The 19,111-nt window shown below is 35.3% G+C and carries 21 protein-coding genes and 4 pseudogenes; 15 read left to right on the forward strand and 10 right to left on the reverse strand.

Annotated features, from left to right (window positions below; all coding sequences use genetic code 11):
* The first annotated feature begins 26 nt into the window (after positions 1-26).
* On the forward strand, positions 27-323 hold the full coding sequence (locus tag NSS71_RS01140) for a rhodanese-like domain-containing protein (RefSeq protein WP_047941401.1): 297 nt from the start codon (positions 27-29) through the stop codon (positions 321-323).
* 53 nt (positions 324-376) lie between these two features.
* On the opposite strand, the gene NSS71_RS01145 is transcribed toward NSS71_RS01140, so the two are convergent.
* Together NSS71_RS01145 and NSS71_RS01150 are read right to left on the reverse strand one after the other, a co-directional pair.
* Positions 377-730 carry a hypothetical protein gene (locus NSS71_RS01145; RefSeq protein ID WP_172865439.1) on the reverse strand — a complete coding sequence of 118 codons (354 nt, stop codon included), beginning with the start codon at positions 728-730 and terminating at the stop codon, positions 377-379.
* A 37-nt stretch (positions 731-767) separates the two neighbouring features.
* Positions 768-962 carry a hypothetical protein gene (locus tag NSS71_RS01150; RefSeq protein ID WP_095257878.1) on the reverse strand — a complete coding sequence of 65 codons (195 nt, stop codon included), beginning with the start codon at positions 960-962 and terminating at the stop codon, positions 768-770.
* 265 nt (positions 963-1,227) lie between these two features.
* On the opposite strand from NSS71_RS01150, the gene NSS71_RS01155 reads away from it, so the two are divergent.
* Both NSS71_RS01155 and NSS71_RS01160 read left to right on the forward strand, forming a co-directional pair.
* A complete protein-coding gene (locus NSS71_RS01155) occupies positions 1,228-1,818 on the forward strand; it encodes a spore coat protein (protein WP_095320305.1) in 591 nt (196 codons plus the stop codon).
* Positions 1,819-1,889: 71 nt separating this feature from the next.
* Positions 1,890-2,621, forward strand: a complete 732-nt coding sequence (locus NSS71_RS01160; RefSeq protein ID WP_341151227.1) for a polysaccharide deacetylase family protein — start codon at positions 1,890-1,892, stop codon at positions 2,619-2,621.
* 121 nt (positions 2,622-2,742) lie between these two features.
* Here NSS71_RS01160 and NSS71_RS01165 read toward each other — a convergent pair whose 3' ends face one another.
* The gene (locus NSS71_RS01165) at positions 2,743-4,269 is read right to left on the reverse strand and encodes a solute symporter family protein (protein ID WP_047941403.1); all 1,527 of its coding nucleotides are present in this window, start codon (positions 4,267-4,269) and stop codon (positions 2,743-2,745) included.
* On the reverse strand, positions 4,266-4,616 hold the full coding sequence (locus NSS71_RS01170) for a DUF485 domain-containing protein (protein WP_341151228.1): 351 nt from the start codon (positions 4,614-4,616) through the stop codon (positions 4,266-4,268). The genes NSS71_RS01165 and NSS71_RS01170 overlap by 4 nt, the downstream gene beginning before the upstream one ends.
* A gap of 298 nt (positions 4,617-4,914) precedes the next feature.
* Between NSS71_RS01170 and NSS71_RS01175 the strand changes: the two genes are divergently transcribed.
* The 3 genes and pseudogenes from NSS71_RS01175 to NSS71_RS25630 form a co-directional block, all read left to right on the forward strand.
* Positions 4,915-5,742: a manganese catalase family protein gene (locus NSS71_RS01175; RefSeq protein ID WP_341151229.1), complete on the forward strand. Its 828-nt coding sequence runs from the start codon at positions 4,915-4,917 to the stop codon at positions 5,740-5,742.
* A gap of 308 nt (positions 5,743-6,050) precedes the next feature.
* The gene (locus NSS71_RS01180; protein ID WP_061800280.1) at positions 6,051-7,154 is read left to right on the forward strand and encodes a 5-methyltetrahydropteroyltriglutamate--homocysteine S-methyltransferase; all 1,104 of its coding nucleotides are present in this window, start codon (positions 6,051-6,053) and stop codon (positions 7,152-7,154) included.
* Positions 7,155-7,307: 153 nt separating this feature from the next.
* Positions 7,308-7,562, forward strand: a pseudogene (locus tag NSS71_RS25630) (SF0329 family protein); the annotation flags it as partial.
* A gap of 54 nt (positions 7,563-7,616) precedes the next feature.
* On the opposite strand, the gene NSS71_RS01185 reads toward NSS71_RS25630, so the two are convergent.
* Positions 7,617-8,648, reverse strand: coding sequence for a HAMP domain-containing sensor histidine kinase (locus tag NSS71_RS01185; RefSeq protein ID WP_095257875.1), 1,032 nt, complete (start codon positions 8,646-8,648; stop codon positions 7,617-7,619).
* On the reverse strand, positions 8,645-9,319 hold the full coding sequence (locus NSS71_RS01190) for a response regulator transcription factor (protein WP_047941408.1): 675 nt from the start codon (positions 9,317-9,319) through the stop codon (positions 8,645-8,647). Before NSS71_RS01190 ends, NSS71_RS01185 begins: the two co-directional genes overlap by 4 nt.
* Before the next feature lie 177 nt (positions 9,320-9,496).
* Between NSS71_RS01190 and NSS71_RS01195 the strand changes: the two genes are divergently transcribed.
* The 3 genes and pseudogenes from NSS71_RS01195 to NSS71_RS01205 all read left to right on the forward strand — a co-directional run bounded on the left by NSS71_RS01195 (position 9,497) and on the right by NSS71_RS01205 (position 10,845).
* Positions 9,497-9,703, forward strand: a complete 207-nt coding sequence (locus tag NSS71_RS01195) for a hypothetical protein (protein WP_047941409.1) — start codon at positions 9,497-9,499, stop codon at positions 9,701-9,703.
* 189 nt (positions 9,704-9,892) lie between these two features.
* A pseudogene (locus tag NSS71_RS01200) lies at positions 9,893-10,415 on the forward strand (IS1595 family transposase); the annotation flags it as partial.
* Between the two features lie 16 nt (positions 10,416-10,431).
* On the forward strand, positions 10,432-10,845 hold the full coding sequence (locus tag NSS71_RS01205; protein ID WP_061800274.1) for a DUF6678 family protein: 414 nt from the start codon (positions 10,432-10,434) through the stop codon (positions 10,843-10,845).
* Between the two features lie 377 nt (positions 10,846-11,222).
* Here the strand turns inward: NSS71_RS01205 and NSS71_RS01210 are convergent, their stop codons facing one another.
* Together NSS71_RS01210 and NSS71_RS01215 are read right to left on the reverse strand one after the other, a co-directional pair.
* A complete protein-coding gene (locus NSS71_RS01210; protein ID WP_341151230.1) occupies positions 11,223-12,944 on the reverse strand; it encodes a sensor histidine kinase in 1,722 nt (573 codons plus the stop codon).
* Between the two features lies 1 nt (position 12,945).
* Entirely contained in the window at positions 12,946-13,647 is a 702-nt protein-coding gene (locus NSS71_RS01215; RefSeq protein WP_061800271.1) for a response regulator transcription factor, read from the reverse strand.
* A 149-nt stretch (positions 13,648-13,796) separates the two neighbouring features.
* Between NSS71_RS01215 and NSS71_RS01220 the strand changes: the two genes are divergently transcribed.
* The 4 genes from NSS71_RS01220 (at position 13,797) to NSS71_RS01235 (ending at position 16,007) form a co-directional block, all read left to right on the forward strand.
* Positions 13,797-13,967: a hypothetical protein gene (locus NSS71_RS01220; protein ID WP_156485452.1), complete on the forward strand. Its 171-nt coding sequence runs from the start codon at positions 13,797-13,799 to the stop codon at positions 13,965-13,967.
* 55 nt (positions 13,968-14,022) lie between these two features.
* Positions 14,023-14,712, forward strand: coding sequence for an ABC transporter permease (locus NSS71_RS01225; RefSeq protein ID WP_047941412.1), 690 nt, complete (start codon positions 14,023-14,025; stop codon positions 14,710-14,712).
* The gene (locus tag NSS71_RS01230; RefSeq protein WP_047941413.1) at positions 14,712-15,614 is read left to right on the forward strand and encodes an ABC transporter ATP-binding protein; all 903 of its coding nucleotides are present in this window, start codon (positions 14,712-14,714) and stop codon (positions 15,612-15,614) included. Before NSS71_RS01225 ends, NSS71_RS01230 begins: the two co-directional genes overlap by 1 nt.
* Before the next feature lie 93 nt (positions 15,615-15,707).
* Positions 15,708-16,007: a hypothetical protein gene (locus tag NSS71_RS01235; RefSeq protein ID WP_341151231.1), complete on the forward strand. Its 300-nt coding sequence runs from the start codon at positions 15,708-15,710 to the stop codon at positions 16,005-16,007.
* A 215-nt stretch (positions 16,008-16,222) separates the two neighbouring features.
* On the opposite strand, the pseudogene NSS71_RS01240 reads toward NSS71_RS01235, so the two are convergent.
* A pseudogene (locus NSS71_RS01240) lies at positions 16,223-16,927 on the reverse strand (HAD family hydrolase); the annotation flags it as partial.
* Between the two features lie 189 nt (positions 16,928-17,116).
* Between NSS71_RS01240 and NSS71_RS01245 the strand changes: the two are divergent.
* Positions 17,117-17,906, forward strand: a pseudogene (locus NSS71_RS01245) (hypothetical protein).
* A gap of 1 nt (position 17,907) precedes the next feature.
* Complete coding sequence (locus NSS71_RS01250; protein ID WP_047941416.1) at positions 17,908-18,375, forward strand: hypothetical protein; 468 nt, start codon at positions 17,908-17,910, stop codon at positions 18,373-18,375.
* A gap of 104 nt (positions 18,376-18,479) precedes the next feature.
* Here the strand turns inward: NSS71_RS01250 and NSS71_RS01255 are convergent, their stop codons facing one another.
* On the reverse strand, positions 18,480-19,022 hold the full coding sequence (locus tag NSS71_RS01255) for a flavodoxin family protein (protein WP_341151232.1): 543 nt from the start codon (positions 19,020-19,022) through the stop codon (positions 18,480-18,482).
* Positions 19,023-19,111: the final 89 nt, after the last annotated feature.

Raw genomic sequence — 19,111 nt, forward strand, 5'->3', positions numbered from 1 at the left:
GTTTTTCGAGGGAAGGGGTAAATGAAATGAAAGAAATAACAACAACGGAATTAAATAGCAAATTACGGAGTGGAGAGAAAGTCTCGATTATTGATGTTCGGGAACCAGCGGAAGTAGCGACAGGGAAAATTCCTGAAGCAATAAATATTTCTTTGCGTCTTATTGAATTTAGATTGCATGAATTAGATAAACAAAAAGAATATTTTATTATATGTCAATCGGGAGGAAGAAGTAATCAGGCTGCTCAAATATTAAATAAATATGGATATAGGGTAGTAAATGTCATTGGTGGTATGCAAAACTGGGAAGGAAAAGTCGAATGAAAAGATTGGTAAAAACAGGAAAGTTAACTCCTTCCTGTTTTTACCCTTTTTTATCACATCTTTGGAAATTTCACGGGAGTATTTATAGAAAGCTTGTCCTTGTATGAACGATAGGCGATCAATACCTGGTCTTTTGAACTCGCATCCAACTGTAGGATGAAATCTCCATTTGTTTCTAAATAATAACGAATGCCATTCTCTTGTAAATGACTGAAGTAATAATAATTGCCTAATAAATATTTGCTTTCTGTTTTTGTTTCCTTATTTTCTTTTATATATTTTGCCAGTTCATTTACGGACAGAGAAGTTTCACCCGTTAAGGTGAAAAGACCTTTTCGAACCGAATCAGCTGCCTGAATAATGGAATCTTTCACTTTAGTGACCATCGTATCCAAATAATTATTCATTTTTTCCTCCATACAATTGCTAATTTTCGTGTTACTTTCATTTATCTTTAAAAGTCTGATTAAATTTTGTTAATTCAGGATCTTTTTTTAATTGCTTGACATGAAATGCTGTGGTTTCAACTTCTGTATCTCTACTTATTCCTAACTGATCTCCATCAGCGTCCGCAATTACCCCTTCACGTGGACCATCCATATTTGGATCAACATTTACTTGAACTTGATTTCTAGGCATCTTGACACCTCCTAGTGATAGGATGGATAAAAAGAAAGAAAAAAATCCATGGTTTAGTGTTTTTAAAACCTTTAGTCTCTAGTAAAAATTAACAAAGCAATAGTTCTATCATTGTCGATTATTAACAATTTTTAAGCGTATAGTTTCCAGAACGTTCACCATACTAATCCTGTTGTTTAAAATCCATTTACAGGAGGAGATTATATTGTTGCAAAACGGACAGCAAGTACACCAAAATCTACAAACAGGTCAAGTTCCACAAGCGATGAATCATGGCGGACATGAAATGTTTGATGTTCATGAAGTACTAGTTGGAGCAATAAATACAATGAATTTGTATAAATTGTTAGGAAACCATATTCAGGATCCAGAATTACGAGATATTCAAAACAGACAATATCAATTTATTCAAGAAGAGTACAATTTAACATTAGAGTGTTTTCAAACTGGACAACCTCCTGCAAAGAGAACTGAACCATATATGATGAAAGAAAATAATGATTTCATCTTTGGAATGACCCAGATGCCTCCTGCAAAGCCAATTCAAAATGTGACGGAAATGAGTGATCAGCAAGCTGCAGTTGCAATGCTTAGTGCATTAAAAGCTTCTGCTTCCATGAAAACAATGGCAGCAGCTGAAACAACTAATCCGGTTGTACGTCGAGTTATTGCAGCTTCTATTCCGAACTGTTTGGAAATGGCTTATGAAGTATCTTTATACCAAAACAAGCATCATTATTATCAAGTTCCTCAGCTAGCTGCTCAAGATATGCAAAATATCTTAAACGGATTTGCACCTGCACAAGGAGCTCCAATGATGCAGCAGCAAATGAATATGAATAACAATATGCATTAATTTAAAGGGGAGTTATCTCTATCTTTGAGGTAACTTCCCTTATAAATCTTTGTCAAAATGAGGAATGAGTGATGAAAAAAACTGTAATGCTGTTATTTTTTTTATTTCCTTTTCTACCTTCTATGGGCATTGCACAAACAAAGATTCCGATTTTGGTGTACCATTCCATTGAAGAGTTTCATGGACAAGGTTCAAAAGATTTATATGTGACTCCAGCAAATTTTGAAAAGCAAATGATTTATTTACGAGATCATGGTTTTACTCCGTTAACTTTTGAAAGATGGCAAGATATAAATAAAGTTAAAAAGCCAATTTTTATTACGTTAGACGATGGTTATAAAAATAATTTAAGAGTGTTTGAAATTTTTCAAAAGATAAAAACCGACGATTTTACCCCAACAGCAACGATGTTTGTTATAGCAGATTTTATCGGAAATGCCAATAGGTTATCTAATCAAGAGTTGAAAGAATTAGCTAGTTCTGGTTTTATTTCAATTCAATCCCATACAGCAACACATCCTGATTTGGTGAAAACAACAGACTATAAACATGAGTTAAAAGAATCGAAAGACAAAATCGAAGCAATTACAGGAAAGGAAGTTATTGCACTGTCTTATCCTTATGGAAATATTGATTCTAAGGCAATGGAGGAAGTCAAGAAGTATTATTCTTTCGGGCTAACCACAACACCAGAATTCTATAGTGAAAAGGGAATAAAAAATGAACTCTATCTGTTACCGCGTAAGTATATTAAGTACTCTACCACATTAGAGGAGTTTGCTGATATAGTCGAGGGACAGTGAAGGGTTGATTACTTTGAGAAGTAATCGACTTTTGGCGCTTTTTGTCATTTTATTTCCCGGAAAATGAAAAGAACTGACTCTACTCTAACTTTTAAGTTACAGAAAGTCAGTGTCTTTTTCATCACTTCATACCCGTATTTGCTTTCACAATAACCTCGGCGTATTTCTTTTCATCTCGTTTATTGGAGAGGATGGTCCCAATAAATGCACCGAGAAAACCTGCAGGAATTGAAATGATAGCAGGATTTGTTAGTGGGAATATAGCAGTTCCAGTTAAAATAGCAGCACCAGGTTCAGGGTTAAGTACACTCGGGCTGATGGCAACCAACACTAACGCCGTAAGTAGTCCTGTTACTACGCCGGATATAGCGCCGGCTGTATTAAATCTTTTCCAGTAGATTGTAAAAATAATAACTGGTAAATTAGCACTGGCTGCTACACAGAATGCAAGGGATACGAGAAAGGCTACATTCATTTTTTGAGCAAATAGGGCAAGGATAATGGATAGAAAGGCTACTGCAACCGAGGCATAACGAGCTGCATTCATTTGCTGTTTTTCGGTAACCTTTCCTTTTTTTATTATTTGACCATATATATCATGGGCAAAGGCTGAGGCGCCTGATAATACAAGTCCTGCAACAACTGCTAGAATGGTCGCAAATGCTACTGCAGAAACAAAACTCATTAAAAAGTCACCGCCAAGAGCGTGAGCAAGCAATGGTGCTGCCATATTGCCCGCGGCATTTGCTTCCACAATGTCGGCAGCCCCTACAAAAGCAGCAGCTCCAAAGCCTAAAAAGATGGTTAAGATATAAAAAATGCCTATAACCCAAGTTGCTGTTACAACAGAGCTTCTAGCTGTTTTCGCATCTTTTACTGTGAAGAAGCGCATTAGTATATGCGGCAGACCTGCCGTTCCTAGAACGAGTGCTGCCATCATAGAAATAGTATCGAGAGAGTTGGTATACTTCACGCCAGGATTGATATAACTTTCTCCTAATGGTGTAAGTGTTTTGATTTCGTCGAACATTGTAAGGATATTAAAGTTGAATTTTGCAAGAACAAGAAAGGAGATAACAACTGTTCCAAGCATTAAAAGGACAGCTTTAATAATTTGAACCCAGCTTGTAGCAGTCATACCGCCAAATAATACATAAATAGTCATCATGATGCCAACAATTAAAACTGCAAGCCAATAATCGATTCCCAATAATAGCTGGATAAGGGCGCCAGCTCCAACTAATTGAGCAATCATATAAAAAATTACAATGGTAATCGTACTTAATGCGGCTGCACCTCGCACTTTTTTCTGATCAAAGCGGGCATTTATCATATCAGCAATCGTATACTTTCCTAAATTTCTTAGTGGTTCTGCAACAATATAAAGAACGACTAAATAAGCAACTAAGTATCCAATCGAATAGAAAAATCCATCAAACCCAGTTAACGCGATGGCACCTGCTATTCCGAGGAAGGAGGCGGCTGATAAATAGTCCCCTGCAATGGCTAAGCCATTTTGCCAGCCTGTTAATCCCCCGCCAGCTGTATAAAATTCACTTGTTGTATTGGTTCTTTTAGCTGCCCAATATGTAATGATAAGAGTGATGAGGACGATAATGACAAACAACATTAATGCGATTGGACTCATTTATTTTTAGCCCCTTCCATCTGGTTTTCTTCCACAATGTCAGTAGCTAATTCATCAAATTTCATTGCCTTTCGAACATAAATCATGGATAACACCCAAGTCATGATAAACTGTGCAAATGCATACACCCACGTCCATGTAATCGATCCGATAGCAGGCTTGTTTAAAATAGTTGTGTAAGAAGTCAAAATTGGTAACATAAAATAAAAGAGTAAAAAGAAGACGGTGAGAGGAATTAGAAATTTTTTCTTTTGGGACATTAATTGCTTGAACTTAGAACTATTGGCAATTTGTACGAAATCGTAAGGCGGAGATTGCTTTTTTGCATCTTTGGCCAAATTACTCATTCACTTTCCCCCTTGTAAATAATATTTTCCAATATAACAATAGTGTAAAAACTTCAAAGAAGAATCGCAATGGTTCTTTTTTCTTAAATGTAAGCGTTTTATTTGAGCGAAATGGCTTATTTTTGTTGAAAATAACTTAAACTTATGCGAATAGAAGAATAATAGAAAATGGAGTTATTTGATAGTGTTGTAAAGGAGTATTTACTATATTAAAATTTTTTCTTTTGTTTATTATGTTTTGAGACGGGGTACATTTTAAGCGAACAGCAATATGAAAAGTCAAGGAGGAGATAGCGTCATGTTTCGTCATCAAAAAGAATTACAGTTTGAAGTGAAAGTGGACAGACCAGATCCAATGTTAGCACGTCAAATTCAAGAGGTGCTTGGAGGACAATTCGGTGAAATGACCGTAATGATGCAATATCTTTTCCAAGGTTTTAATTGTCGCGGAGAAGAAAAATATAAGGATATGCTCATGGATATAGGAACAGAAGAGATTGGTCACGTTGAAATGCTTTGCTCTTTAATCAGTCAGCTACTAGATGGTGCATCACCTGAGGATCAGGCTGAAGCAGCGAAAGATCCAGCAGTTGCAGCCATTATGGGGGGAATTAATCCACAACATCTGCTTGTAAGTGGATTGGGTGGCATGCCAACTAATTCTAATGGGGTACCATGGAACGGATCGTATATTGTCGCAAGTGGAAATCTTTTAGCGGATATGCGTTCAAATTTACATGCAGAAAGCCAAGGACGCTTACAGGTAGCAAGATTGTATCATATGACAACTGATGAAGGAGTTAGAGCCACATTTAGAAAAATGTTAGCTCGTGACCGTTACCATCAATATCAATGGCTAGCAGCAATCGAGGAATTAGAAGCTAAAAATGGTGTAGTTGTTCCAGCTAGCTTCCCTCCGGAAGCAGAAAAAGAATCTCAGCCAGAAGCGTATGAATTTTGGAATCTATCAGAAGGAGATGCTTCTTCAGAAGGTCTATGGGCAACAGGCAGCGCTCAAGATGGAACAGGAGACTTTGTGTATGTGAAAGAGCCAGTACCAAAGGGGCAGGTTCCTCTTAATTCTATTCCATCTGAGTCATTGCATCATGATTTGAATATTAAATAGTAAAAAATATAAAGTAAATAGACACAAATTATTGAGTCCGATAATAGTTTGTGTCTATTTTTTCCTTTTTATTGGCTAGTAATCTTGTGGGAAATAGTGTAGAATAACTTAAAAAAGTTTAAATAATCACAAGAGTTTAAATTTTTCGTATTTCCATCGACTTGTTTTCATGTTACATTTAAACAAGTTATAGATTCTAGCATGACGAAAGTCGCAACCGAGATTTTTCTATACATAATAATATATATACTTTTCTGAAAAGTCTAATATTAAAAAGAGAGAAGAAATTTACGGAGGTAGGGATTCACATGACAAAAACGATTATTAAAGCACCATTTAGAGCAGATCACGTAGGAAGTTTACTGCGTCCTCAATCTATTCATGATGCTAGAAAGAATTTTGCAGATGGAGTTATTTCAGCAGAAGAGCTACGTGCAGTAGAAACAGAAGAAATTAAACGTATTGTGGACAAGCAGATTGAGGTGGGTCTTCAAGCAGTTACAGATGGAGAGTTCCGCCGCAGATTCTGGCATACTGATTTCATGGAGCATTTAACAGGAGTAGAAGGCTATGTACCTGACCATGGTTATAAATTTAATGGGGTTGAAACGGAAGCTTACGATGTGCGAGTAACAGGAAAAGTATCATTTAATCCTGATCATCCTCATTTAAAAGATTTTAAGGAATTCTATGAGATTGTGGGCGATCGTGCCGTTGCAAAAATGACCATTCCAAGTCCAAACCAATTTTTCAATGCCGGTATCCGTAATGAAGAAATCTATCCGGATATTGAAGATTATGCAAATGATATTATCCAAGCTTATCGTGATGCTGTTCAAGCATTCTATGAGGCAGGCTGCCGTTATCTACAATTTGATGATGTATATATTGCAGGACTTTGTGCTCCAAAGCTGCCATTTGCAAAAAGTGAGTTAGAAAGACAAGAATTAATCGACTTAGCATTACACGTTGTGAATGGTGTTCTAGAAGGAAAGCCAGAAGATTTAATCGTAACAACACATCTTTGCCGTGGAAACTATCAATCTACTTGGGCGTTTGAAGGTCCATATGATAAAATTGCCCCTAGCTTCTTTGCGAAGGAAAAAGTAGATGGCTTCTTCTTGGAGTACGATGATGAGCGTTCTGGTGGTTTCAACCCACTTGAATTTGTGCCAAATGGAGGACCACAAGTAGTTTTAGGTGTATTCACTTCCAAAACGGGTGAATTAGAAGATAAAGCAGCAATCAAAGCACGTGTAGAAGAGGCTTCTAAATACGTTGCTCTTGAACAGCTTTGTATCAGCCCGCAATGTGGATTTGCTTCAACCCATCATGGAAACATCTTAACAGAAGAAGAACAATGGAATAAATTAAAATATATTGTAGATGTAGCGAAAGAGATTTGGGGATAAAATAGTTTTATAGTCGGATATAAGAGGCACATACTCATATTAAATGTGCCTCTTTTATTTTTAGCTGCAACTATAATAAGGTTATTAAGATAGTTTTTAAAAGAGAGGAATAGCAGATGCAATGGAGTAAGTTAAAAGCCAGAATGGTCTGAAGAGGCGGAACAAAGCCTCTTTACTGCAAATATAATGGATAGTGGATATGTCTATCAATCCTTTCTTGATTATTGCGCTCTTTCTATAGATCATGCTTTACATTCTGAGAATGAATTTATTAGAGCTTTTGCTATGTTTGATAGGAGGATTGGAAAAAGGAGATTAAGTAGTATAGATAGAAAGACACTGAATCATCCATTAATTAGTAAATTTTATCAAATACGATGTCAGGTAGAAAAAATGGTAAAAAGATAACGGATTAGCTACTGTTGTCTAATTTGGTTATCTTTTTGCCATCTTCAAACAAGCTTAGAGCCTCACCATAAAAATACTTCCTTTTCCTTTTTCACTCTCCACATAAATTTTCCCGTTACATAGTTCGACGATTCTCTTTACAAGTGCTAATCCTAAACCATTTCCCGATTGGGAATGAGAGGTATCGCCTTGATAAAATTTATCAAAAAGACGTTTTTTTGTTTGGTCATCCATTCCAGGACCATTATCTTGAATCGAAAAACAAATTTCTTCTTTGAACTTAGTAAGATGTATTGTTATGTTTCCGCCTATTTCGGAAAACTTAATAGCGTTATCTAAAAGATTTAGCCAAATTTGCTGAGTTAAATCTTCATTTCCGTGAAAAGTAACTTCATCAAGCTCGACATCTATGACTATATCTTTTGCGGACCATTTTGGTTCCATCAATACAATCGTTTTTCGAATTTGCTCATCTAATCGAAATGGAGTTTTTTCGGTAATAATCTCGAGATTTTCATACTTTGATAGGATGAGTACATTTGTAGAGAGTGCAGCTAAGCGCTCAGACTCGGTAATGATTATATCAAGGTATTCTTGTCTTTCCTCTTCCGTTAAGTTATTTTCTTTTAGTAATTTTGCGAAACCGCGTAATGAAACAATAGGTGTTTTGAATTCATGAGAAAAATTATTAACAAAATCACTTCGTAATGTTTCAATTCCAGAAAGCTCTTGGGTCATTTTATTAAAGCTATGAGATAATTCTTCTAATTCGCCTATTCCCTTTATGTTAACTTGTACAGAGAAATCCCCGCTGGCTACTTTATGGGTTGCATCAATTACCGTCCGAATAGGATTTAATGCTTTCTTACTGAGAAAGGCTGTTAGGGAAGTCCCAAGTAAAATGCAAAAACCTAAAAAGGCAATGAGCGGGAATACGGGAAGCTGACTATTGTCTGAAATAATCCCTAAATGCTGTAAAGCAAAAGTTATAACAGCAACAACTAGGACTGTTGCCATCATGACACCAAAAACAAACATGACTAGCGTAATGGCAAGGCTTAAACGTTTTGTAAAAAATTCTCTCATCCTTTTTTCACTGCCTTATAACCAAGTCCTCTGACTGTCAAAATTTCAAACTCTGGAAAATCACGAAGCTTGTCTCTTAATCGATTTATGTGGACATTGAGTGTACGATCATCTGTTTCAGACTCCATTCCCCAAATTTCATCCATAAGCTGAATTCGAGTGAAAATCATATTTGGATACGATAATAGTTTAAACAATAAGAAAAACTCTTTAGGTGGTAAGGTAATAACGTGATTCTCACGAGAAACAGTAAGGGCATCATAGTCTAGTACAGTCTTACCGATCGTTAAGCGATGCTCGTTTACAATCTTCGCTCTCCGCAGCAGAGCCTTAATACGTAAAATCATTTCTTCTTCATCTACAGGTTTGGTCATATAATCATCCGTACCAACAAGAAATCCTTTTCGTTTATCTGCTGCCTCCTGCTTGGCGGTAACCATTAAAATAGGGAGATTCTCCCATGTCTGTCTTAAATGCTGTGTTAATTCATAACCGTTCATTTTGGGCATCATTAAATCGAGTACAGCTAAATCAACATGCTCTTTTTCCATTATCTGAAGGGCTTCGATCCCATCTTTAGCAGCATAAGTCTGAAATCCATGCTGCTTTAAAACAGCACACATTAATTTCCTAGTATTTGTATCATCTTCTACCACGAGTATTTTAAACATCTAATACCTCCATTAATTTAAGTTATCCCTATTTTATTATGAAAATGTAAACTGAAAATTAATTTAGAGAAGTTTATATTCAGTTTACTTTACCACGGTATACTAAGAAACATAAAGAAGAAACCGGAAAATCATTAAGTAGACATTTGTATAGGTAGTAGAGAGGAGATCGTTTTAATGGGTTACACCATTTTATTTAGTTATTATGAAATAGTAGGAGAAGAAGCACAATTGATAGATGAATATAAACTTCCTTTTAATGAGCGAAAAGAGAGCTTGGAAACCTTATTAATAGAGCAGAACTACAAATTTATTGGAAATGTTGATTTATGGGGATTTCATACAAGTAAATATATGAATATTGCTGAGATAGTAAAAAACTGAAGCAAATAGCTGGATAAGATACATAAATGTCGTCTTTTAATCAGGTACGATCATTTATAAAAAAAGTTTGATTAAATTCCTGTGTAGATAGTTAAGATATTTCTTATTCGCAAACATGCTGTATTCTTGGATAAAGCTTTAAATTTCACTTTAGATAATTATGTTGAAAAATAAGCGGAGGAGTTGGAGTTTAACATTGAGGGGATTGTTGAAGTTGACGAGAACCATTTCCTATACTCTCAAAAAGGTCAACGGAGGATTTCGGCACGCAAACCTCGTAAACGTGTTGGAAATCCAAACTTAGAGGCATTAGCCACGAACAAGTTTGTGTTCTTGTTGCAAGAGACCGTACCAAAGTAACTGTCTCAAAAGTAGCTTGTATGGGGCATGTCGTTAAAATCATAGTGGAGATTATGATTGTCTCTAAACTGACAACTGATAATGTACTCGTTACTGATGCTTGGAAAACCTAGAAAACCTATGTAAAAGAAAAAGGATTAGAACATTATCGAATTAAATCAAACGATGGATAGACCGTTTTAAAGGTGTAGCTACAAAGTATCTCGACCACTACCTTGCGTGGTTTTTGTTTGTAGATAACCATAGTAACGAAAGCACAAAACACAAAATTAAAGAAATTCTGTTAATATCATTTGTATTTGAGATGACCGACACTTATGATAGTTTACGCCTATCAAAGTTTAGTGTTTAGATTTTAGGAGGGGAATATGGACGAAAAGCAAAAGGTTGTTACAGTTGTAAATAAAAAACAATTAGCTTCGGTTATGAACAACACGAAATGGGAGCAGTTGCAGAAATGTGTAATTGATACATTGCCGTTCACCCCACCTTATCAAGTTAAGTATGTATTAGAAGATGCTCCTTACCCAGAAACTTTTATAGAAGATGTATGGTATTGGGGGGATTGGGAACAGGGGCTACGTCCGTTCTATTCCATAGAATGGTTGCGAATCAGACCAAGGTATGTAAAAAGTAGAGGTAGACTTATTGAACCTGAAAGATTTGATATTACTGATGAATTCATAGAATTATTACAAAAGCTAAATATTCCGTTTGTTAAAGAAGATAGCATAATTTGTATTTATGGTTATGTTAAAAGTACAGAAACATTCAATTATTAAGCCCTGAATGAAAATGAGAGGGGAGCCAAAAAAGGTTCCCCCTACTTACTATCCATATTTCTACATTAAAATTTAACAGAGCCTTTGTTTTTAATAAATAAAACTAGCTAGTAAAAACATAATCATATTCAACAAATCGGGCGCAATTTTTTTATCCATCAAATACCGTAAAAAAATATAAGAGAATTGCCAATGTTATAGTAGCTACCTTTTTGCTATTACTGTTTTATAGCTTGGTTAAACTTCAAGTTCTACTCCCAAAACCAATCAGATTTTGGGACAGAATCGATTAGACTCACCAGTGGATAACGCAGTATACTTGTTTGAAAATTTTTTTTATAAAAAGGGACTTTCTCGTTTTTTCAATAAAGATAAATTTAGTCATCAAGTAACGGGAGGAGTATTCTGATCGTTGTTCCATTCTCGAGCTCTGTTCTTACTTTAATGGAACCGCCATGGAGTTCAATTAGCTTTTTGGTTATCGTCATACCGAGTCCTGTTCCGTTCTTTGAGCTGCTTGTGTTTGTTCCTCTGTAATAGCGTTCGAATAATCTATTTAGTGTTTCATTATCCATGCCCACACCATTATCGCTAATCGTAATTATCAGCAAATGATGGTCGAGCTTTCCGATCGTTATTGTGACAGTCGTTTTTGGTGGATTATACTTTATTGCATTTTCAATTAAATTTTCCATAATGCGTTGGAACCATTTCGGATCTACTGCTGCAATCAGCTCCTTGGGGTAAGGGTGAAATACAAATTCATATTGCTGTCCTGCAGGTCCATTCACATAGTGGATGACAGTTCGTCTGATTTGTTCATTTATTTCTACTCTTTCCTTGGCGATAGGGAAGCCCTCACTTCTAAGCTGATACGTTAAAGTCAAATCTTCCAGGAGCTGTTTCATGTAGTGCGCCTTTTCCTTGATTGTGCTAGAAAAAGTCCGAACTTCTTCTTCGGTCCATGAATATTGATCTGACTGTAGCATCTCAGCATACCCTCCTATAGAGGCAAGCGGAGTTTTTAAATCATGGGATAGTCCGCTAATCCATTCATCGCGAGCTTTGTTGGCCTTTATTCTTAATTGTTTATTTTGCTCCAGCGATGTTGTCAATTGGGTAAGAGTGGTAATCAATTCCTTGTATATTTTATATTTCCGTTGTAGCTTTCCTTTTTTAGTAAGCATCATGGAGTGCTTATTATGCCCTTCTTCATAATTTTCTTTACCCAAATCTCCAATCCATTTCATGATGGTAACAAGTGGAGCACCGAATTTATAGCCAAACCAAATATTAAGTGTAATTAACAATAAAAGTGCAAGCAAAAACAGGAAAAGAATTTTGTTCCCAGTATCTTGCATTATTTCTGTATCGGAGTGCAAGCTGTTTGTTTGGTCTGTACCTGTTAGAAGAACCTGTCCTGTCTCTCTATTAAAGTAGGCAGATACATCCTTTTGTTCGTTATTAGTAAGCTGAAATAGTTCTTGAAAAGAGTACCTATCCTTTTGATTGACAGCTTTATAATTGTCCTGAACTACACCATCTTTGCTAACAAGCTGAACCCAACCGTGTTTATCTGTAATAGTTTTTCTAATAGTATCTGGAATATTTAGTTGATTTTTCTGCCAGTTTACTCCGACTTTAATAGTATTTAGAATGGACTTGCTGCCAACTTCTTTTCCATAAAGGACTATGAGGGGCATTGCGGTATCCTGTTGAATTGGCCACATAGAGTATTGGTATGGATAATCTTCACTTTCTGAAAGTAGCAGGGAAAAGTCGGCTTTGGAGAATGAGTTACCCTCTGGCAGATTATATGTTTCTAAGGGATTACCGTTCTCCGATAAGATGGCAAGCCAACCATTCTGTTTCCTGACTAAATCCTTTAAATCATTAGATATAGAAATCTTCTCATCTTTAACTGTTATCCAATCTTCTATATTAGATGAGTCAGCTTGAGTCAAGTCAGTATTTAGTGCGTTTTTCATGGCAGTGAATCCAATTATTGCCCAAAATAATAAAAAAATAATGGATAAGAGAAAGAAAACAAACAAAAGCTGAAAAAAGAATTGCAGGATGAATCGTTTGGTCATATTCATTTTATTTGAAACCTTCTACGGATAATTTATAGCCGAGCCCTCTCACTGTCACGATATACTGCGGCTGGCTGGGATTTACTTCAATTTTTTCTCTAAGTTTGCGTATATGAACCATAATCGTGTTATCTTCTCCAAGAAAATTCTCCCCCCACACATTTTCATAAAGTTGAGCTTTACTGAAAAGTTGATTAGGATGCTTGCAGAAATATAGTAGTAACTGATATACCTGTGCAGGCAAGGAAACTTTAACTCCTCTTACCACGACTTCTCCAGATGAACTATTTACAAATAAGTCACCATATTGATATGTAGTTGATTCCTTTACTGTATTGGCTGTATATCTTCTTAGATGAGCTTTCACTCTCGCTACTACTTCCAATGGATTAAATGGTTTGGTGATATAATCATCAGCACCTAATGCAAACCCCGAAAGTTTATCAAGGTCAGTGGACCGCGCTGTTAAGAAAAAGATGGTGGCATTTGTCTTTTCTCGAATGAAAGGGCAAATATCAAAACCACTTCGATCTGGAAGCATGACATCTAGAAAAATTAAGCCGTAATCATTAACTGCGCATAGTTGTAATGCTTCCTCTGCTGTTTCTGCAGTATCAATTCGCTCAAATCCTTCCTTCTGTAAAATAATCTTCAACATCTGATGGATAGCCTTTTCATCATCCACTATTAATAATCTTATCTTTTCCATATAACTCGTCTCCCTAATGTCCAAATATAAAGATATCATATCATTTTTTTTCCTCATTATTAGAAATTAAGGAAGAATTAAGGTTCCGATTTTAATGGGTTAAGGTACGATAGATATAATCCTTATAGATTAAAGAAATGAGGTGTAAAATGAAAAAAGTATTTAGTGCTATAGCAACCGTAGCTGCCGTAATTATGCTTTCAAGACATATTGGAAATGAATTTGCAGCTCAGAATTACTCTAGCTTAGCGATCATCCTGATGATTGGAATAATTGGTCAAATTCTCCTCCATTTTCGGGAGCAAAGAGTTAGAGATTAAGCGGTAGTTAAGAGAATTTGTATATAAATTTTGAGGAAAGAGAGAGTTTAATATTATGCTTACTATAGGGAAAAGAGAATTTCTCCAATTATTCAAAGGGGTTAAATCTATTCTGTTAATCTTGGTATTTTTAGTCACATCCTATTATACGGCTAAGTTTGCTGATATTTTAGCTACAGCAATGGAACTGACACCGAAAGAGGCTAGTGAAGTTCATTTAGTTGGATTATTGTTTTTAGTGATGTTTTTTGGACATTTATTTGTGGCGAGTTTATCTCATGACAGTATAAATAGAGAAATCCATGAGAGAACCATGCGATTTTTAGTTACTAAAACAACTAGGTTTTCCATTATAATTGGTAAGTTTTTGGGTATTTGGATGTTTTGGTTTGTCTGCCTGTTTTTATCATTCTTAATAATTGCTTTAACAACAGAAAAAATAGATCTTTTAGTTTTTGCTCAGACGATGAGCTTACTTACATTGCAGATATCATTTGTTCTCTTAATGTCTGTACTCATCATTAAGCCAGGAGTAACTATGTTCCTTGGGATTCTTGGAGGGATATTGTTACCAATACTAGGAGGTTGGTTTGCGCTCAGTGCTAATCCAGCTATTAGCTGGCTAAAATATATATCACCTTTTTATTATCTAGACTTAAATGATTATAGTTTCTTAGTTCTTCTTGTATTTGCAGGCATCTTAATTTATCTTACTAATTTATTTTTCAAGAGGAGGGAATGCTGATGTCAGCTATTAAAGCAGTAAAGGTATCAAAGAAGTATAACGGAATAACGGTAGTTAACGGAATTGATTTAACAATTGAGAAAGGGGAATTATTTGGATTTCTTGGTAGAAATGGCGCCGGGAAATCAACCTTTATCAATATGCTGACAGGGATTGCGAAACCTACTTCAGGTTCATTTTCTTTGTTGGGAGGAAAGATAGATGACATAGTGCTTAAAAGAAAAGTTGGTGTCCTGCCTGATTATTCAAGTTTCTACGAATCCACTACAGCACTGGAGCATTTGCGGTTCTTCTCTGCACTATCTGGTAATCCTGCGCAAAAAAGTGTGTGTCTAGAGGTATTGGATGCAGTCGGATTAGCTGATCATGCTAATAAAAAATTAGGAAAGTTCTCTTTTGGAATGAAAAAGAAACTTGGTGTCGCTCAGGCTATAATCCATGATCCTGACCTGTTATTTTTGGATGAACCAACATCGGGAATGGATCCAGAATCAGCAATCCAAATTCAAAAGCTGATTAAAAGACTGCATGGAGAAGGCAAGACTATTTTTTTAACTTCTCATAATTTGGATGAGGTCGAGAAATTATGTACAAGAATTGCTATCATGAAAGAAGGCAAGATTGTAAAAATCGGAACAATGGATGAACTCAGAGCATTTTACCGTTCCAATATTATCGTGAACATTAAACATAGTCCAATCCCTGTTTCAGAATTATCAAAGTTTCAACAATGGATTAAAGATAAAGGTACGGAAATTCACTGTAAAGAGGATTCGCTGACTATTACAGTTGATGAAGAAAATAGAATTTCTGAAATAACAAGGGCCCTAACGGCATGTAATACTAACGTTTACCGAGTCAATGTTGAGGAACCGACTTTAGAAGAGATATTTTTAGACTGACCCCTTAAATTAGGGGTCTTAGACCTTTAGGCACTTAGTGAACTCTTATTCGGGTAGGCATAAGGATTAAAAAATGGAGGTAGATATTAAAGCATGATCAGAAATATAATTGGATCAGCATTTATACTTATAAGTTATATAGTACTGGGAATAAATTGGTTTTATTTGCAACCAAAAGGGTTAGAATTAATGCCATATTGGAGTTGGATTGTGTTTGTAAGTGCAATATTTGGAGTAGTTATTAAGTATTATAAACCAAATTCAAAAAATACAGATACGGATAATGGGAAACTAGGGAAAGTCAGCAAATTTTTTGATAATTCAATAGACGTTATAACAGGTCATATTAATAATGAGGATGAAGTTGATAAAAATAAGCAGTCCAAGAAATAGACAGAAAGTGAGCTCGTCTATTTCTAAAGGACTTATACATTTCAACCATTTTAGCTGATTTAAGTTTTACATCACAACATTTTCAGTTTTCGGCAATCTAAAAATAGCAAACAAAACTTGGTTCGCATTAATGTTAATGACCATGAAAATATATGGCAAGAAGCGCTGAAATTATCCCTGCATATTCACTTTTTCCCTTCCGTATAGGAAAGTTATTATTTAATCGTACTATTTTTTATTTGAAATGAAGATGATGCTGCTAGAATAGAAGTTAATTCGATAAGGTCATCAATAATTATATCTGCTTGCTTCAATTCGTCATCTTTAGCAAAATCAAAATTACAACCGATAGATAGAAGGTCATTTTCTTTTGCAGCTTTTATATCAGATAGGCGGTCTCCCACAACAGCTGCTCGAGTAATTCCATGTTTCTTAATAATCCTACAAACGAGGTCAGACTTATTCAGTGATTCAATATCCTGAATACTGCATGTCTCTGTCACCCATTTATCCAATTGATAATATTCAACAATCGCTTGTAAGTATGCTGTTAAACCATTACTAGCGATATAAATAGAGAAATCATTTTCTTTTAAATAGGAGAAAACTTCTTTTACATTTGGATATAAGGCCCCTTTGCCTTTTTTTATATTTGTCACTAATCGTTCGAGAAAGTAAGCATCTATTTCTTCTCTTAAACGAAGGGAATGATGAGGCAATAATGTTTCCCACACAATCGGCAATGGAACACCCATAATTTCGCGGTATTTATCTATTGGCGTGTCTCCATCCCATTGATGAATCGAGCGCAAGTAATGAAAAGTATCATTTAAAGATAGTTCTAAAATTTTGTCTGTTTGAAAGAGTGTACCATCCATATCAAATATTAGTGCTTGAGACAACTCATTTCCCCCTTTTGAAAAATTTTTGTATTTATGTACATTTTAACATAAACGTAATAGCCCAAAGATTCTTATCTTTTTTATTTCCTCCTAGTTTTATTGTACTTAAAAATCGGCAGATGGATAGAATTACATGATTTTGTTAAAAATAACTTGGAGTGATTATTTATCCTCAGTTATATATATATGGAAAAGGTGAATATAAGTATGGATAACTTTACCAATGACAATACAGCAAGAAGATATAGAGCGCATGTAAGTACTCTTGGGACAACACAAATTCACCTGCGAAATCCTTATATCATTGCATGGTGGAGTGCTGCTTTCCCTGGATTTGGTCATCTTCTCTTATCCAAATACCTGAGGGGATTCGTTTTATTTATTTGGGAAGTAGTAGTAAATGTAAACTGCAATTTAAATTTGTCGATGATTTATTCATTTCAGGGAGAGATTGAAAAGGCTAAAGAAATCTTGGATACAAGGTGGTTACTCATTTATATCCCAGTTTATATTTTCGCTATTTGGGATAGCTATCGAACGACGGTAGATTTAAACAAAATCTTTGTGCTGGTAGAAAGAGAGGAGCATCGCTTTAATTCTTTTAGTATTGGTATAATGGAAATCAATTATCTTGATAAAAGAAATCCTATTATGGCCATTATTTGGTCCCTATTTATGCCTGGTTTAGGTCAATTATACATTCATAGAGTAATAACTGCATTTTTTGTTATCATTTGGGGAGTTGTGTTTTTTTTATTTATCGCATGGTCTGGAAGCTTTGTCTCTTTTATTTTTGGGAGAAATCAAACAAGCGACAGATGTGATTAATCCAGAGTGGCTTTTGTTTTTTCCATCTATTTATGGGTTTGCAATATTTGATTCTTATATAAATACAGTAGAAAACAATAAGTTATATGATAAAGAACAACGTTCCTATTTTAGGGAAAAATATCAATCTTCGTCTTTCCAAGTATTAAAAGGACAAAAGGTGAATTAAGATGCAATTATTTTCGACATTTGAACACTCCATTTTTATAGAAATGGCTCTCAGCACGTTAGAAAAAAAGGGGATAAAAAAAGAAAATATATTTGTTGTTCCACTTGATAATAGAACCGAGCAACGAAAGATTTTTGATGACTTGCACCGGTCAGACGGAACTTCTCTTATTGATATAGGTATTGCATTAGCAACGGCATTATCAGTTGTTTTTGCAAGTATAGGATTTAAGCTTGCATGGGGACCGATATACTGGGGCCTAATTGGTGCGGCAGCTGGCTTTTTACTTGGATTTGTTATTCGTCTTTTTACAGAACTTATAGTAAAAAAGAAGAGAAGATTACTGAAGGGATTCCAATCGGAAATAATTGTTATTGTTGATTGCGAAGAGTCGCAAGGAGAGATGATAGAGAATGTTTTATTCAGCCATTATGCTTTAGGGGTAGCGAAGATAAAAGCAAAAAAGTAGAGCAGCATCACATTTATTGGTGGTTACCCCAAACAATTATACGAATGTTTTTACGTATAATTGTTTGGGGTTATATTTGATTGAGATATTTATGTCCCAACCCCTTATAAAAATTCCTTATTTAACTGAGCAGCCGCAAAAATGGCATTTTTATCCTCCAAAATATCCCCAGGTTTATTACCATTACCTAAAATATATCCTCCAAACTCAATCCCCATAAAATCAAAAATATGTTGAAATTGCTGGATCATAGGTATGCCTTTTATAGTGGGATTATCTCCACCAACAGCCAGGACATAAGCTTTTTTTGTCGCCATCTTCGCTTTGAAATCAGGATAGCTTAAATCTCTAAGTGAGTGAGACCACCGATCAATAAAATTCTTCATTAAACCAGACATGCTGTACCAATATATAGGAGTAGAGAAGATTAATATATCATGAGGAAGTATGCGATCCACTATTGAATTGTAGTCATCCTCTCTTTTTTGAAATCCTTCTAAAGTGTGGCGCATGTCCATTATAGGAAGGATAGTATACTCTCTAAGCAGAATATTATCTACCGGAACACCGTCGATTACTTTCTCTGTCAGGAGTGCTGTATTCCCATTTGAACGAGTTCCTCCATCAATAACAGCAATTTTTTTCATGGATTTACACCCTTTCCTGTTCATTTATATTAATCTTATATTGGATGGGATGAATAATAAAGATGAATATTCAGATAGGTGTCATCGAG

Origin of the sequence: Niallia sp. FSL W8-0951 (genome assembly GCF_038006525.1) — a bacterium.
GTDB classification, from domain to species: Bacteria; Bacillota; Bacilli; order Bacillales; family Cytobacillaceae; genus Niallia; species Niallia circulans.

Bases quoted from the DNA above. Each gene is read 5' to 3' on its own strand.
- NSS71_RS01140 (WP_047941401.1), top strand. From the start codon at position 27: ATGAAAGAAATAACAACAACGGAATTAAATAGCAAATTACGGAGTGGA.
- NSS71_RS01145 (WP_172865439.1), bottom strand. From the start codon at position 730: ATGAATAATTATTTGGATACGATGGTCACTAAAGTGAAAGATTCCATT.
- NSS71_RS01150 (WP_095257878.1), bottom strand. From the start codon at position 962: ATGCCTAGAAATCAAGTTCAAGTAAATGTTGATCCAAATATGGATGGT.
- NSS71_RS01155 (WP_095320305.1), top strand. From the start codon at position 1,228: ATGAATCATGGCGGACATGAAATGTTTGATGTTCATGAAGTACTAGTT.
- NSS71_RS01160 (WP_341151227.1), top strand. From the start codon at position 1,890: ATGAAAAAAACTGTAATGCTGTTATTTTTTTTATTTCCTTTTCTACCT.
- NSS71_RS01165 (WP_047941403.1), bottom strand. From the start codon at position 4,269: ATGAGTCCAATCGCATTAATGTTGTTTGTCATTATCGTCCTCATCACT.
- NSS71_RS01170 (WP_341151228.1), bottom strand. From the start codon at position 4,616: ATGAGTAATTTGGCCAAAGATGCAAAAAAGCAATCTCCGCCTTACGAT.
- NSS71_RS01175 (WP_341151229.1), top strand. From the start codon at position 4,915: ATGTTTCGTCATCAAAAAGAATTACAGTTTGAAGTGAAAGTGGACAGA.
- NSS71_RS01180 (WP_061800280.1), top strand. From the start codon at position 6,051: ATGACAAAAACGATTATTAAAGCACCATTTAGAGCAGATCACGTAGGA.
- NSS71_RS01185 (WP_095257875.1), bottom strand. From the start codon at position 8,648: ATGAGAGAATTTTTTACAAAACGTTTAAGCCTTGCCATTACGCTAGTC.
- NSS71_RS01190 (WP_047941408.1), bottom strand. From the start codon at position 9,319: ATGTTTAAAATACTCGTGGTAGAAGATGATACAAATACTAGGAAATTA.
- NSS71_RS01195 (WP_047941409.1), top strand. From the start codon at position 9,497: ATGGGTTACACCATTTTATTTAGTTATTATGAAATAGTAGGAGAAGAA.
- NSS71_RS01205 (WP_061800274.1), top strand. From the start codon at position 10,432: ATGGACGAAAAGCAAAAGGTTGTTACAGTTGTAAATAAAAAACAATTA.
- NSS71_RS01210 (WP_341151230.1), bottom strand. From the start codon at position 12,944: ATGAATATGACCAAACGATTCATCCTGCAATTCTTTTTTCAGCTTTTG.
- NSS71_RS01215 (WP_061800271.1), bottom strand. From the start codon at position 13,647: ATGGAAAAGATAAGATTATTAATAGTGGATGATGAAAAGGCTATCCAT.
- NSS71_RS01220 (WP_156485452.1), top strand. From the start codon at position 13,797: ATGAAAAAAGTATTTAGTGCTATAGCAACCGTAGCTGCCGTAATTATG.
- NSS71_RS01225 (WP_047941412.1), top strand. From the start codon at position 14,023: ATGCTTACTATAGGGAAAAGAGAATTTCTCCAATTATTCAAAGGGGTT.
- NSS71_RS01230 (WP_047941413.1), top strand. From the start codon at position 14,712: ATGTCAGCTATTAAAGCAGTAAAGGTATCAAAGAAGTATAACGGAATA.
- NSS71_RS01235 (WP_341151231.1), top strand. From the start codon at position 15,708: ATGATCAGAAATATAATTGGATCAGCATTTATACTTATAAGTTATATA.
- NSS71_RS01250 (WP_047941416.1), top strand. From the start codon at position 17,908: ATGCAATTATTTTCGACATTTGAACACTCCATTTTTATAGAAATGGCT.
- NSS71_RS01255 (WP_341151232.1), bottom strand. From the start codon at position 19,022: ATGAAAAAAATTGCTGTTATTGATGGAGGAACTCGTTCAAATGGGAAT.